General features: G+C 74.4%; 10 protein-coding genes and 1 pseudogene. 6 read left to right on the top strand and 5 right to left on the bottom strand.

Going from position 1 to position 12,741, the window contains the following annotated elements:
* From PINTE_RS09360 to recC, 3 genes and pseudogenes are all read right to left on the bottom strand, one after another.
* Positions 1-234 (bottom strand): annotated as a pseudogene (locus PINTE_RS09360) (exodeoxyribonuclease V subunit alpha); the annotation flags it as partial.
* Positions 231-3,890 carry a UvrD-helicase domain-containing protein gene (locus PINTE_RS09355; protein WP_084343419.1) on the bottom strand — a complete coding sequence of 1,220 codons (3,660 nt, stop codon included), beginning with the start codon at positions 3,888-3,890 and terminating at the stop codon, positions 231-233. The pseudogene PINTE_RS09360 and the gene PINTE_RS09355, both read right to left, overlap by 4 nt.
* Entirely contained in the window at positions 3,887-7,423 is a 3,537-nt protein-coding gene (recC, locus tag PINTE_RS09350; RefSeq protein ID WP_068429163.1) for an exodeoxyribonuclease V subunit gamma, read from the bottom strand. Before recC ends, PINTE_RS09355 begins: the two co-directional genes overlap by 4 nt.
* Before the next feature lie 132 nt (positions 7,424-7,555).
* Here recC and PINTE_RS09345 point away from each other — a divergent pair, with 132 nt between their 5' ends.
* Genes PINTE_RS09345 through PINTE_RS09325 form a run of 5 tightly spaced genes read left to right on the top strand, consistent with a single transcriptional unit; the run spans position 7,556 to position 10,239 of the window.
* A complete protein-coding gene (locus PINTE_RS09345) occupies positions 7,556-8,011 on the top strand; it encodes a GntR family transcriptional regulator (RefSeq protein ID WP_068429157.1) in 456 nt (151 codons plus the stop codon).
* On the top strand, positions 8,008-8,871 hold the full coding sequence (locus PINTE_RS09340) for an ABC transporter ATP-binding protein (RefSeq protein WP_068429154.1): 864 nt from the start codon (positions 8,008-8,010) through the stop codon (positions 8,869-8,871). The genes PINTE_RS09345 and PINTE_RS09340 overlap by 4 nt, the downstream gene beginning before the upstream one ends.
* Positions 8,868-9,551: an ABC-2 transporter permease gene (locus PINTE_RS09335; protein ID WP_068429152.1), complete on the top strand. Its 684-nt coding sequence runs from the start codon at positions 8,868-8,870 to the stop codon at positions 9,549-9,551. Before PINTE_RS09340 ends, PINTE_RS09335 begins: the two co-directional genes overlap by 4 nt.
* Positions 9,551-10,039, top strand: a complete 489-nt coding sequence (locus tag PINTE_RS09330; RefSeq protein WP_157087155.1) for a hypothetical protein — start codon at positions 9,551-9,553, stop codon at positions 10,037-10,039. The genes PINTE_RS09335 and PINTE_RS09330 overlap by 1 nt, the downstream gene beginning before the upstream one ends.
* Positions 10,036-10,239: a hypothetical protein gene (locus PINTE_RS09325; RefSeq protein ID WP_157087154.1), complete on the top strand. Its 204-nt coding sequence runs from the start codon at positions 10,036-10,038 to the stop codon at positions 10,237-10,239. The genes PINTE_RS09330 and PINTE_RS09325 overlap by 4 nt, the downstream gene beginning before the upstream one ends.
* Positions 10,240-10,295: 56 nt before the next feature.
* Here the strand turns inward: PINTE_RS09325 and PINTE_RS09320 are convergent, their stop codons facing one another.
* Both PINTE_RS09320 and PINTE_RS09315 read right to left on the bottom strand, forming a co-directional pair.
* Positions 10,296-10,847 (bottom strand): dihydrofolate reductase family protein, encoded by a 552-nt coding sequence (locus tag PINTE_RS09320; RefSeq protein ID WP_068429146.1) that lies wholly within the window; start codon positions 10,845-10,847, stop codon positions 10,296-10,298.
* A 55-nt stretch (positions 10,848-10,902) separates the two neighbouring features.
* Positions 10,903-11,913, bottom strand: coding sequence for an NAD(P)H-binding protein (locus PINTE_RS09315; RefSeq protein WP_068429178.1), 1,011 nt, complete (start codon positions 11,911-11,913; stop codon positions 10,903-10,905).
* A 103-nt stretch (positions 11,914-12,016) separates the two neighbouring features.
* Here PINTE_RS09315 and PINTE_RS09310 point away from each other — a divergent pair, with 103 nt between their 5' ends.
* Positions 12,017-12,733 carry an alpha/beta fold hydrolase gene (locus PINTE_RS09310; protein ID WP_245642882.1) on the top strand — a complete coding sequence of 239 codons (717 nt, stop codon included), beginning with the start codon at positions 12,017-12,019 and terminating at the stop codon, positions 12,731-12,733.
* Positions 12,734-12,741: the final 8 nt, after the last annotated feature.

The following is a 12,741-nucleotide window of genomic DNA, read 5'->3' as shown; positions in this document are numbered from 1 at the left end:
CACCGCCTCCAGGTCGACCGCGACCGACCCCAGCCGCACCGCGCGCGTGGCGAACGCGGCGCCGAGCACCGCGACCTCGTCCTGCTCGCGGGCGGCCCGGGCCAGGGCACGGGCGACGTGCACGTCGGCGGCGCTGAGCAGCCCCGCCGCGTTGAACCGGGCCAGCGCGCCCGCGGCCCCGAGCGCCAACCGCCGGTCGTGCGCGTCGACCGGCTCGAAGATCTCCAGCGTCATGACGCGCCTCCCCGCCGAGCCGTCGTCCCGGCCCCGCCGACAACCCCGACCTCGCCGACAGCGCCGCCGACAACGCCGGCCCCGCCGCCACCAGCGCCGTCGAGCAGGTCGGACACCGCCTCCACGAGGGTGACCGGCGGCCGCCAGGAGAACACCCCGCAGGGCTGCCCGTCGACGACCGGGGTGTCGGCGCCGCACATGCCGCGCACGTACAGGTACAGCACGCCCCCGAGGTGGCGTTTGGGCTGGTACCCGGGCAGCCGCCAGCGCAGGAAGCGGTGGGCGACGACCGCGTACAGCAACGCCTGCAGCGGATACGACGAGTGCCCCATCGCCTCGACCAGCGCCTCCGGCCGGTACGCGGCGGCCGTCAGCGGGGCGTCGGGGTCGCCGATCGGGCCGAGCCAGTTCGTCTTGTAGTCGACGACGAGGTAGCGCCCGCCGGTGCGCAGCACGACATCGACGGAGCCGGTGAGGTACCCGCGCAGTTGCTGCTCGGCGAGTGCGGGTTGGGCGTCGAGCACGTCGGCCCAGCCGCGCACCGGGTCGCCGGCGGCCAGGTGCGCGCGCAGCAGCGGCGCGAGGTCGCCCAACAGGGACGCCCCGGCCGCGGCCCCGGGGGCAAGGGAGGCGCTGGCTGCAGCCGGGGCGCTGGCTCCCGCTGCGGCGCCGACCGACGCTTCGACCGACTCTCCGGCCGACACCCCGCGCGAATCCCCACCCCCGAGCGGCAGTTCGAAGTCCAGCTCGCACAGCCGGTCACCGATGCCGATGTCGCGCAACCGAACTCCGGAGGCGAGCGGCCCGAGCGGCGACTCGCACACGGCGACGAGGGCGTCGGCGAGCGCCCCCGGATCGGCCGCGACCTCCTCCACCGGCCAGCGCACGAGTTGCTCGGTGACGTGCGCCAGCAACTCCCCGCGCAGGTCGGGCGCCTGCGGGTCGGCGTGCTCGAGCACCGCGTGCACGAGGGAGCCGAACGTCACCCCGACCGGCAGCGCGGCCATCGGGGAGGGCACGTCGACGCCCGCCAGCGCCAGCCCCGGCAGAGTGTCGCCCTCGACGGGCACGGCCGCCTCCGGCTCGTCGTCGCGCGGTACCGACTCCGGCTCGCTGCCGACGCCGCCGGTCGGGGCGCCGACCTCGAAGCCGTCTGCGTCGCGGGGTGTGCTCAGCGCCGTGTAGGAGGTGCGCCGCCAGTCGTGGTCGATGCGGCGCGTGAACGCCCCGATCGCCAGCGCCGGTGCCCGAGCCGGCTCGCTCACCGGCGTCAACGCGGCGGGTACGGCGTCTTCGAGGGTGAGCGCCCCCGCGGTCTCCCAGCGCGCCAGCCACTGCCCCACGTCGTTCTCCGGCCGCAGCGGCGCGCTGTCGGGGACCACCGGATCCTCGGCCCGGCGCCCGAGCAGCATCCGGTGCAGCGGGGAGGCGGGCGTGTTGCGATCGGCCCCGGCCCACCACAGCACGACCTGGCTCTGCGCGCGGGTCAGCGCGACGTAGAGCAGCCGCAGCGATTCCCCGCAGTCCTCGGCGCGGTGCCGTGTGACGGCGTCGGACCAGAACGGCCCGCCCGGGCCGCCGACGTCGAGGCACCGTTCGCGACCGGGTGGCGCCTCGTGGAAACGGGCGATCGGCGGGTCGTTGGTGCCGGTGAAGCGGTCCCACAGCGTCGGCAGGTAGACGACGGGGTACTGCAGGCCCTTGCTGCCGTGCACGGTGACGAGCTGCACGGCGGTCGCGTCGCTGTCGAGGCGGCGGGTGCGGGCCCCGGCGCTCTGCGGACCGGCCTTGGCCATCTGCGCCCGCAGCCACGTGATGAGCCCGGCCAGCCCGACGCGCCCCCGGTCGGAGGCCTCGTGCAGCAGCTCCGCGACGTGCCGCACGTCGGTCAGCTCGCGCTCGCCACCGACGAGCCCGAGCACCCGGTGCGGCAACCCTGCCACCGCGAGCGCCTCGAAGACCGCCGCGATGCCCTGCCGGGTGTACACATCGGCGAGCGAGCGCAGCTGCCCGGCGAGTTCGTCGTCGAGGGCGTCGCCGCCCGCGTCGAGCTGCGCGGCCGAATAGCCGAGCAGCGCGGTGAGCGCGGCCGCCCGCGCCAGCGGCCGCCGGTGCGGGGCAGCCATCGCTTCCAGCAGCGCGAGCCAGTCGTGCGCGGCGCGGCTGACCAGCACGTTCGACCCGCCGGTGGTCACCGAGTGGATGCCGACCTCGTGCAGCGCCGCCTGCACCTCCAGCAGCCGCGCGTTGGTGTGCGCGACGACCGCGATGTCGCGGGCGAGCAGCGGGCGCGCATGGTCGTCGCCGCTGTCGTGGCCGGTGTCCTCGCCGCCACCGCCACCGTCGAAGCTGTCGCCCCGCTGCGCGAACGTCGCGCCCGCCGCCAGCAGCGCCGCGATGTCGCGGGCCAGGTCGGTCGCGATGTGCTCGCGGATCGGCCCGACCCGCATCGGTCCGCGCACGTGCTCCTTGCGCACCATGCGCAAGCGCACCGGCTCCGGGTGCGGGGCGCCGCGCAGCCGGGAGCCGGTCAGATACGGCTCGACCGCCCGCACCTGGATCGCCGGGTCGCCGAGCTCGGCTCCGCGCAGCATGACGTCGAGGCTGCGCACGAGCGGCTCGTCGCTGCGGTAGTTGCAGGGCAGCGTGCGCCGGTGGTCGGCGGTGGCGGCCGCCTCGAGGTAGGTGACGACGTCACCGCCGCGGAACAGGTAGATCGCCTGCTTGGGGTCGCCGATGAGCACCATCGCGGCGTGCCCGGTGAACGCGCGGTCGAGCACCTGCCACTGCACCGGGTCGGTGTCCTGGAACTCGTCGACGAGCACGACCTTCCAGCGCGCCCGCATTCGCGCTCGGGCCGGCGCGTCCTCCGGGGCGAGGGCGGCGGCCAGCTGGGTGAGCAGGTCGCTGTAGTGCATGACGCGCAACCGGCGCTTGCGCACGTCGAGTTCGGCGCGCACGGCCTTCGCGAAGCGGGCCCGGCGGTCGGACGGGGAGCCGGGTTCCGCGGCCGTCGGGCAGATCGCCGCGTGCACGTCGTCGACGGCGTCGCGGGCGATCTGCAGGGCGACGGCGCGGCTGAACGCCGGCTCGGCCTCCGTGGCGAACCGCGCGAGGTAGAGGTCGTCGACGACCTCGACGAGCAGGTCGTCGAGATCCTCGACGAGCTCGGTGTCGGGGTCGGTGTCGCCGGCCACGCCGAGGCCGCGCAGCACCTGCTGGCAGAACTGGTGGGTGGTGGCGATCGTCGCTGCGTCGATGTCGGCCAGGGCCGTGCGCACGCGCCGCAGCCGGGTCACCCGCTCGTCGTCGTCGACGTCGAGCAGCAGCGCCTCCAGCGGGCCGCGGGCCGCGGCGGGCGGGGGATCGGCCAGCGCCGCGGCCGCCTCGAGGAGCTGTTCGCGCACCCGGGCGCGCAGCTCCTGGCTCGCGGCCCGTCCGAACGTCACGACGAGCATCTGCGGCAGCGTGACGACGCCCTCGGCGACATACCGGGTGACCAGCGCCGCGATCGTCCACGTCTTGCCGGTGCCGGCGCTCGCCTCGAGCAGCGTCGTGCCCACCCCGGGCAACGGGTCGGCGATGTCGAAGTGCGCGACGTCTGGCGCGCTCTCCGGGGGGCGCGCCGGGGCGCCGGTCGCCGGCGTCGCGTTCACAACCACACCTCCCGCTCGTGGCCGGTGATCGGACCGAACACGCGCAGCGCGTACTGGCCGAGCCGGCTCGTTGCGCCGCGAGTCCACAGCTCGTCGGGCCGGGGCGTGCCGAGGACGTCGCTCAGCGGAGCTCGTTCGCCGTAGGCGACGACGTGCGCGGGCGTGTCCTGCTCGCCGGGGATGCCCTTGAACTCGTCGGTCTCCCAGGCGTGGCGGGCCTTGTCGTCGGCGGTGCGCACGTCACCGTCTCCGAAACCCTGGGCCCAGGCGGCGGACGTCTTGGGAGACAGCGGGATCGGCTCGCGCATGCCGCGGGCCCACACGTCGACGAGATGATCGAGCCGGGCCAGCGCCGCCTCGGCGTCGAGCGGCCCGTGAAACACCCGCACCGGCGACTTCAGCCAGCGGCCGCGGCTGCGTCGGCCCTTGTGCCCGATGACGTGGCTGGAGGCGAACGGGTCGCCGGTGGCGGCGAGCACGAGCGCGGTGAGCCAGGAGGCGAGCCGGTGCTTAGCGGCGATCGTCGAGTAGGTGACGGTGAGTGCGCTGAGGCTGGGAAAGTACGGCACGATGCCGCCGACCGTGCCGACGAGGCGCCGGCCGCTGGGCAGCGCGAGATCGACGTCGCGCGACTCGAACCGCACCGGCTCACCGGGGTCGGTCAGCCGCAGCTGGGCGCGCACGCCGGCCGCGAGTGCCTGCGCCTTGGCGGACTCCTCGGCGAGCACCCGCTCGCCGAGCGTGTGCGGCGGCAGCTCACCGCGCCACGTCTCCCATCGGGCCAGCTCGGCGGGATCGCCGCCGGCGAGCCGGCCGTCGAGCAGCCGGGTGCCGATGCTCCAGCGGGCCAGCCCGTCGGGGTCGAGCGGGATGCCCTCGACACGCTCCTCCGGCTCGTCGGGCAGCACGATGCCGAGCCGGGTGCGCAGGAACGAGCCGACGGGGTTGGCGAAGAACCGCTGCAGGTCGAGCAGGTCGACGTCGTCACCGGGCTCGACGGGGAGCGCCTCGTCGAGCAGCGCGGCCGGTTCCCTGCGCTCGGCCACCAGCGCGCGTCCGCCGAGCAGCGCCACCGGGTCGTAGCTGAACGGCGCCCCGTCGGGCCGGAGCCCGACCGCGGCCGCCTCGCGCTCGGCGAGCCGCCCGGTCGTGCCCGCCTCATTGGCCAGCGACTCGAGTGCCGCCGCCTCCTGCGGGTCGGCCCCGCCGAGGTTGCGCGGATCGTAGGGCTGCAGCGGGTGGTGGGTGACGAGCCGCCGCACCGGCTCCCCGGAGGCGGTCACCCGGGCCTGGTCGATGAGCTCACCGAGCGGCACGGCCGGCGGGCGCGGGGCCCCGGTGTGCTCGTCGGCGCCGGTGTAGGTGACGACGAGGGTCTGCCGGGCGGCCATCACCGCGTCGAGGAGCAGCTGGCGGTCTTCGGAGCGGGGGTCGCGCTCGCCGGTGACGGGCCGGCGGGCCAACGCGTCGTCGCCCGCGGGTGTGCTCGTGCGCGGGAAGACCCCGTCGTCGAGGCCGACGAGGCAGATCACGCGGTGCGGCACCGAGCGCATCGGCACCATCGTGCATACCGTCAGCGTGCCGGTCCGAAAGTTCGACCGGGTCGGCCGCCCCTCCCGATGCTCCTCCAGCAGCGCCCCGACGTCGGCCAGCCGCAGCGTGGGGGTGGCGCTGCCGCGGGCCGCCGCTTCGACGCGGGCCAGCTCGCGGTTCATCGCGGCCACCTGCCAGGCGTCGCGCTGGGACGTGGCGGTGAGGTCGAGCACCCCGCGGCGCAGCGCACTCATCCACTCGCCGGGGGTGCGGCACTCGCCGAACCGTTGCAGGCTGGCGCCGAGGCGCTCGACGAGCTCGGCGAGACGACCGGCGAGGTCGATGTCGCCGCTGTCGAGGTCGTCGAGGGCCAGCACCGACCCCAGGTGGGTGACCTGCTGCCCGTCGAGGGCCGCGCCGACGACGACCCGGTCGACCCCCCACCGCCAGGTGTTCTGTGCGATGTTGTGCAGCCCGAAGACCTCGCGGGCCGCCGCGTCGAGGCCCCAGCGCACCTGCGCGGCCTCGACCCACGCGGCGACGCGCTCCAGGTCGTCCTCGTCGAAGCCGAACCGGGCCCGCACGGCGGGCTCCCGGCTCAGGTCGAGCACCTCGCCGGCGGTGAGTCGCGCGCCGGCGAGCTCGACGAGCCGGGCGGCGAGAGCGAGTAGCGGGTTGGTCTCCTGCGGCGCGCGGTCGGCCAGGCTGACCCGCAGGCCGTGCGCGGGATGGGCGGTGTCGAGGTGGTCGCGCACCACCTCACCGAGGCCGAAGCCGGCGTGGACGAGCGGCGCGTAGGCGTCGATGTCGGGGCACATGACGAGCACGTCGCGCGGCTCCAGGCTCGGGTCGCGTTGCAGCAGGTCGGTGAGCACGTCGCGGACGACGTCGACCTGTCGGCCACGGCCGTGGCACGCGTGCACCTGCAGGCTGCGATCGTGCGGATCGAGGTGGCGCGCTGCGATGTCCTCCTGGTCGGGTTCGTGATCGGTGCGGATGTCGTGCTGCAGCCACCCGAGCAGCGTCGTCGGCGCCGGCTCCGCCTCGGTCTCCTTCTCCGGCGCCGCGGGCCGCTCGTCGCCACCCGCGAGCGCCAGCGTGCGTTGCAGCTCCCGGGCGTCGCGCCCCAACGAGGCCAGCAACGGGTGCCGCACGAGCAGCGCGGAGCGGTCGTCGTCGCGCGGCACGGGGCCGGCCGCGGACTCGGCGGCGAGGCGTTCCCACGCCGCGGGGGAGGCCTGCGGCAGCCACAGGTGCACGTCGCGGTGCCGCCCCAGCGCCGCGAGCACCTGTAGTTCGCTGCGGGCGATCCGGGTGTGCCCGAACAGCGACAGCCGACCGGGCAGGTCGAGACCCTCGGGCTCGGCGTCGGACTCGAGCCGCGCCAGCACGTCGGCGAGCCGCTCGTCGGGAGCCGGTGCCGCGACCCGGCCCAGCACCTCCCGCCACAACCGCGGCTGCCAGGCGAGATCGGCGTCGAGCACACCGCCGAGCCCGTCGCCGTCACTACCGAGCCGCCAGTCGGTGAGCATCGCCGGCCGCTGCTGGGCGTACGAAGCGAACAGCGTGGCCAGCCGCCGCGCGACGGCGAGTCGGCGCCCGCGCCGCAGGTCGCGTTCGGACTCCGCGAGCGCGCGATCCTCCCCGAGATGGGCCGCGAGCACGCGGGCCCACGGCTCCGTAAGGCAGGCGTCGACCGCCTCCAGTACCGGCCACATGAGCTGCGCCGGGTGCCACGGGTCGTCGCGGTCGACGCCGAGCACGAGCGCGACGAGCGAGTGCGGCGAGAGGACACGGATGCCGGCCGCGACCCCGTCGGAGCGCCCGGGCTTGGCCCCGAGTCGGTGCGAGAGCCGCTGCGCCAGCCACCGCTCGACCCCGCGGGCCGGCACCGCGACGACCTCTTGCGCGAAGGGGTCGGCCACCGGCTCCGCGAGCAGCGCCGCGAGACCATCGGCCAGATGGTCGCTCGCGGTCGCCCGGTGCACGGAGAAGGTCACGCGCCAACCCTAGACACGACCTCCGACAAGCTCGGGACGCCTTGCGGCACAACCCCCTCCACGGACATTGGGGAAGTAGGTGCGCTTACTGCATCTACTGTCTATAGTGTCTATATACAGAAGGGAGGGGAGATGCGGATCGTCATCGCGAACACCTCGGGGCAGCCGATCTACGAGCAGATCGCGACGCAGATCAGGGCGGCGATCCTCGCGGGGGAGCTCGCGGAGGGGGAGCAGCTGCCGTCGATCCGGGGGCTCGCGCGCGACCTGCGGGTGTCGGTCATCACGACCACGCGCGCCTACTCCGATCTCGCGGCGGAGGGCTTCATCGCCAACGTCCAGGGCAAGGGCGCGTTCGTGCTGCCCCGCGACAGCGACCTCGTGCGCGAGCACATCGTCAGCGAGGTCGAACGCCACCTCGGCGCCGCCATCGACGCTGCCCGTCTCGGCCGCCTGAGCGACGACGACGTGCGCGCCAGCCTCGACGCCCTCCTCGCCGCCGCCGAGGAGAGCGCAGCCGAAAGCACACACGACGACCCAGCCGAGGCGACCAGCCAGAGCTCGACACGACAGGGAGGCACGACATGAACGCGGCACTGCACCCGCACCGTGCGGCCGACCCGACCTGCGCACTGCAGATCCGGGGGCTGCGCAAGCACTTCGACGGCTTCACCCTCGACGGCATCGACCTCGACGTGCCGCGCGGCTACGTCGTCGGCCTCGTTGGGGCCAACGGCTCGGGCAAGACGACGACGATCGGCGCGGCCATCGGCACGGTTGTACCGGACGAAGGACACATCGCGATGCCGCCGATGGATCGCGTCGGGGTCGTGCTCGACACCCCGTACTTCCTGCGCTCCTGGACTCCGCTGGCCATCGAGAAGGCCGTCCGGCCCTTCTATCCGGCGTGGTCGGGCGATCGCTACCGGAGCCTGCTCACGCGCCTGGGCGTGCCGACGGACACCCGCCTGAAGGACATGTCGCGCGGCACCGGCATGAAGTTGCAGATGGCGGTCGCGCTCGCGCACGAGCCGACGCTGCTTGTGCTCGATGAGCCCACCTCGGGCCTCGACCCCCTCGCCCGCGACGAGTTCATCGACCTCGTCGCCGAGTTCATGCAGGAGGAGAGCCGCGCGGTGCTGTTCTCGACCCATATCACCAGTGACCTCGAGCGCATCGCCGACTATGTCGCGGTGCTCGACCGCGGCCGGCTGCTCACCAGCGCTCCTACGCCGGACCTGCTCGCCGACTACCGACTCGTGGGCGGCGGCCCCGACGACCTCACCGACGCGATGCGCGCGTCGATCTACGGGCTGCGCGAACACGGAGCCGGTTTCGAGGGCCTGGCGCTCGCGCACGAGGCCGACGGCTGGAGGGGCGGCCTCGTGCGCGAGCAGCCGACGCTCGAGCAGATCGTCGTCGGCATCGCCAGAGGCAGACGGTCATGAGCGCCCGGCTCGTCGACGCCGGGCGCCCGGACCGCGCAGGGGCCGGTGGCGTCGGGGCGGCGCTGCGCTTGGACCTGACGGCGCTCGATGCCCGCACGATCTGGACGGCGGCGGCGTTGGTGTCGGTCGGGGCGCTGGCCACCGTCGCGTTCGACGCCGCCGGCATCCTCATCGGGCTCGTCGGCATGTGGGCCCTGCAGTTTGTGCTGGCGCCGTGGCGGGTGGACGAGACCGATCACGGGTCACGCCTGCGCAGCATCGTCGGCCTGTCCCGGCGAACGGTCGTCGCCGCGCGCTACGTGTGGATGGGCCTGCTGCTCACGACGATCGCGGTGGTGTTCACCCTCGCGATCTGGGGCGTCGGTGCGCTGCTGGACCGGCCCGTCTCCGAGTACTTGGCCACCCTGTGGATCGGCAGCGGGGCGATCCTGTTCGCGCTCGCCGCCGGCGTGCCGGCCCGGATCCGACACGGCGACTCCACCACCTACGTGGTCATGCTCGCCGCGGGGCTGCTGTTCGTGGCCGTGATGATCGGCGGGGTGGCGCTTGGCGCGGCGCCCGACACCGACGGGGTGCGGTTCACGCTCGTCTCGCTGGTCGTTATCGGCGCGGTCGACCTGATCGCCGTGCCCGCCTCATACCTGACTACCCAACGTTGGTACTCGAGGAAGGACGTGTGATGAGCGCTCACGCAGTCGTGCTCGATTCGTCTCTACGACATGACGGACGCGCGATGTTCAAGGCCCTTGTGCTGGATGCACGCATCAACTCCGGCCAGTACCGGGTGCACGCCGCGATGGCGGCGGTCGGTCTCGTCGGGTGTGCCTGGTGGGGCGTGCTGAGCCCGTTCTGGCTCCTGGCGGCCCTGTGGCTGGCCGGGCTGGGCTCCGCGCACCGGGACCTTCGGCCGCTCGGCGACGTCGGCGGCCTGCAAAGCGTGCTCGGCGTCCCTCGTGCGGAGGCGGTCCGCGCCCGTTATCTGGGTCTGGCCGGCACGGCGGGGGTCGTCCTCGCGGCCACCGGCGTGGTCGCCCTCGCGTGGTCCGCGCTCGGCTGGAACCTGGCGACCGCTCTGGTCGTGCCGCCGCTCGCGCGGCGGTGGTCACCGTCTCGGCCGTCCGGCTCACGCTGGGCTACTGCGCCTCGCCGGCATGGCAACAGGCCGTGACCGTGACGCTGATCGGCCTGCTCATGGGCATCGGCACCGTGCCGTTCGTGGGCGGCGTCGACCTGTCCGACTCCACGCGGGGGCTGGTCGACCTGCTCTACAGCGGGCCCGTGCCGCTCGTGCTCGCCGTCGCCGCGGTCGCGGCCCTCGTGATCGGCTGCCGGCTCGCCGAGCGGGCGCACGCCCGCACCGACCTCTGACACCCAGCCCGGGCGCGCGGACCCGACATCAGCGCGCCCGGGAGCGGGCAGAGCACCTACCGCTGGGCGCCCGGCGCGTACGCCGCGTAGTTGACGCTCCCGAAAACCCGCGCGTCGACCAGCTCCAGACCATCGCAGGCCCACCCGTCGGGGAACAGCCGCCGGCCGCGACCCTGCACGACCGGGTAGGTGAACAGCCGGAACTCGTCGACGAGACCGGCTCCGATGAGCGTGTGGCACAGCCGGATGCTGCCGGTGACGACGACGTCGCGCCCGGGTAGGTCGCGCAGCCGGGCCGCCTCCGTCACCGGATCGCCGCGGAGCACCGTCGTGTTCGACCAGCCCGGCTCCTCAAGCGTCGAGCTGACGACGTACTTGGGCACCGCGTTGAGAAAGTCGGTGATGCCGGTGGCGTCGTCGGTCTGCTCCGGCCAGAAACCGCGGAAGTCCTCGAACGTCTGCCGCCCGAGCAGCACCGCGTCGCAGCGCTCGTCCTGCTCGTGGGTCAGCGCGAGCAGTTCCTCGTCCTGGGCCGTGGGGTCGAACCAGTCGCCGAGCATCTCGGCGACCCCGTCGACGGTGAGGTTCTGGGTGATGACCAGTCGCATGGCTCTCCTTCGCGTCGTCGCGTCCGTCGATGTCGACCGACGAGGCACCCCGGCCTCATCGCTCCGGCCGCGCTGGCGTCGGGCCGGCCCACGAGGGGTCGTGCGGCAGCGGCCCCATGGGATCGGCCCGGCGCGGGTCGCCCCCGCCGGCGGCCAGCGCCCGGTCGATGGCCGCACGCAGCGGCAGCAACTGATGCCCGGGCGGCAGCAGTGCCTCGACGAAGTCGTCGTCCGCGCAGACCATGTTGTGCTTCAGGCTTGCCACAAGTGTGCGCACCGTCGAGGGTGGCGCGTCGGTCATCGCGGTGAGCGCCTGGGCGGCCAGCTCGACCGGCACGAGCGGCACCCGCACCCGCGGTCGCGGCGGCCTGCCGGTGGCCTGGGCGACCAGGTCCATCAGCTCCGAATAGCGGAGCCGGTCCGGCCCGCCCACGTCGAACGACCGGGTTGCGGTGGGCACAGTCAGGGCCCCGATCAGCGCGGCGAGCACGTCGACGACCGCGATCGGTTGTACCAAGGAGTCGGTCCATTCGGGGACGACCCGCACCGGCAGCCGATCCCGGGCGCCGGCCTGCCGCGCGATCTCGAACGACGTCGAACCGCTGCCGATGACCACCGCCGCGCGCAGCGTGACGACCGTGGCGGGGGCCGCCGAGAGGATGCGTTCGACGTCCAGCCGCGAGGCTATGTGCGCCGACAGCTGCTCTTCCGGCACGGGCGGCACGAGCCCGGACAGGTACACGACGCGCGCCACGCCCGCCCGCCGCACGGCGCGGGCCAGGTTGCGGGCAGCCGCCCGGTCGGTCTCCTCGAAGTCGAGGCCGCCCATCCCGTGCACGAGGTAGTAGACCGCGTCGACGCCCTCGCAGGCCGCCTCGACGAGCGCGGGAACGGCAGCCTCGAGGTACACCGTCTCCAGCCGCCCCGTCTCCAGCTGCTCGGACCACCAGGCGGTCGGGGTCTGCTCGCCGCGGCGGGTCACCCGCACCGTGTGCCCGGCCCGCAGCAGCTCGGGCACGAGCCGGCCGCCGATGTATCCGCTGGAGCCGGTGACGAGCACTCTCATCGTGCGACCTCCGTTCGACTCGGCGGGCGCGCACACGCCCGCTGCCTCGACGGTACGGAGGGTGGCGGGGCGACGCATGGCGCGGCGCGCTTACGGTGGCCGGGTGACCCACCGCCCGCTGCTCGTGCTCGTGCACGGCACCCGCTTCGACACCCGCGAATGGGCCGGCTACGCCGAACTCGTCCCGGAGGCCGACCTGCTGCCCGTCGACCTGCCCGGGCACGGCACGCGCGCCGGCCGCCCGTACTCCACCGACGCCGCCGTCGCGATCATCGAGCAGGCGGTGGGGCAGGCGGAGCCGGGTCGCCCCGTCGTCCTGGCCGGCCACAGCCTCGGCGGCTACGTGAGCGCCGCCTACGCCCATCGCCACCCGGACGACCTGGCGGGCCTCGTGCTCATCGGGGCGGCCGCCGACCCCTCCCGGCACCCGCGCCTGACGCGCCTGTACACCGGTTTCGCCGGCCTGCTGCCGCGGGTCGGCGCCGACCGCATGAGCCGGTTCGCCAACTCCGTCATGCGCCGCCTCGGCACCTCGGCCGACGACCTTCCGGACGCCACCGGTTACGCCGTGACCCCCGACGCCTGGGCCGCCGTCGTCGCCGAGGCCCGCGCCGACCAGCTGACCGACGTGACCTGCCCGATCTACCTCGTCGCCGGGCAGTTCGACCAGCTCGGCATCGACCTGCGCACGTACGCGCGGTACTGCCGCGACCCGCGGGTGCGGGTCATCAGGCGCGCCAGCCATCTCGCCCCGCTGACGCACCGCGAGCAGGTCGCCGACGTGCTGCGGGAGGCGGTGCTGGCGGCCGCCGCGCGGTGAGCGGTGCG

The sequence above is a fragment of the Piscicoccus intestinalis NBRC 104926 genome (assembly GCF_001515525.1).
GTDB lineage: Bacteria > Actinomycetota > Actinomycetes > Actinomycetales > Dermatophilaceae > Kineosphaera > Kineosphaera intestinalis.
The sequence above is the reverse complement of the archived record's forward strand: the minus strand, read 5'-3'. Positions and strand labels throughout refer to the sequence as shown.

Coding starts and splice junctions, on each gene's coding strand:
- PINTE_RS09345 (WP_068429157.1), top strand. CDS start 7,556: ATGCGGATCGTCATCGCGAACACCTCGGGGCAGCCGATCTACGAGCAG.
- PINTE_RS09340 (WP_068429154.1), top strand. CDS start 8,008: ATGAACGCGGCACTGCACCCGCACCGTGCGGCCGACCCGACCTGCGCA.
- PINTE_RS09335 (WP_068429152.1), top strand. CDS start 8,868: ATGAGCGCCCGGCTCGTCGACGCCGGGCGCCCGGACCGCGCAGGGGCC.
- PINTE_RS09330 (WP_157087155.1), top strand. CDS start 9,551: ATGAGCGCTCACGCAGTCGTGCTCGATTCGTCTCTACGACATGACGGA.
- PINTE_RS09320 (WP_068429146.1), bottom strand. CDS start 10,847: ATGCGACTGGTCATCACCCAGAACCTCACCGTCGACGGGGTCGCCGAG.
- PINTE_RS09315 (WP_068429178.1), bottom strand. CDS start 11,913: ATGAGAGTGCTCGTCACCGGCTCCAGCGGATACATCGGCGGCCGGCTC.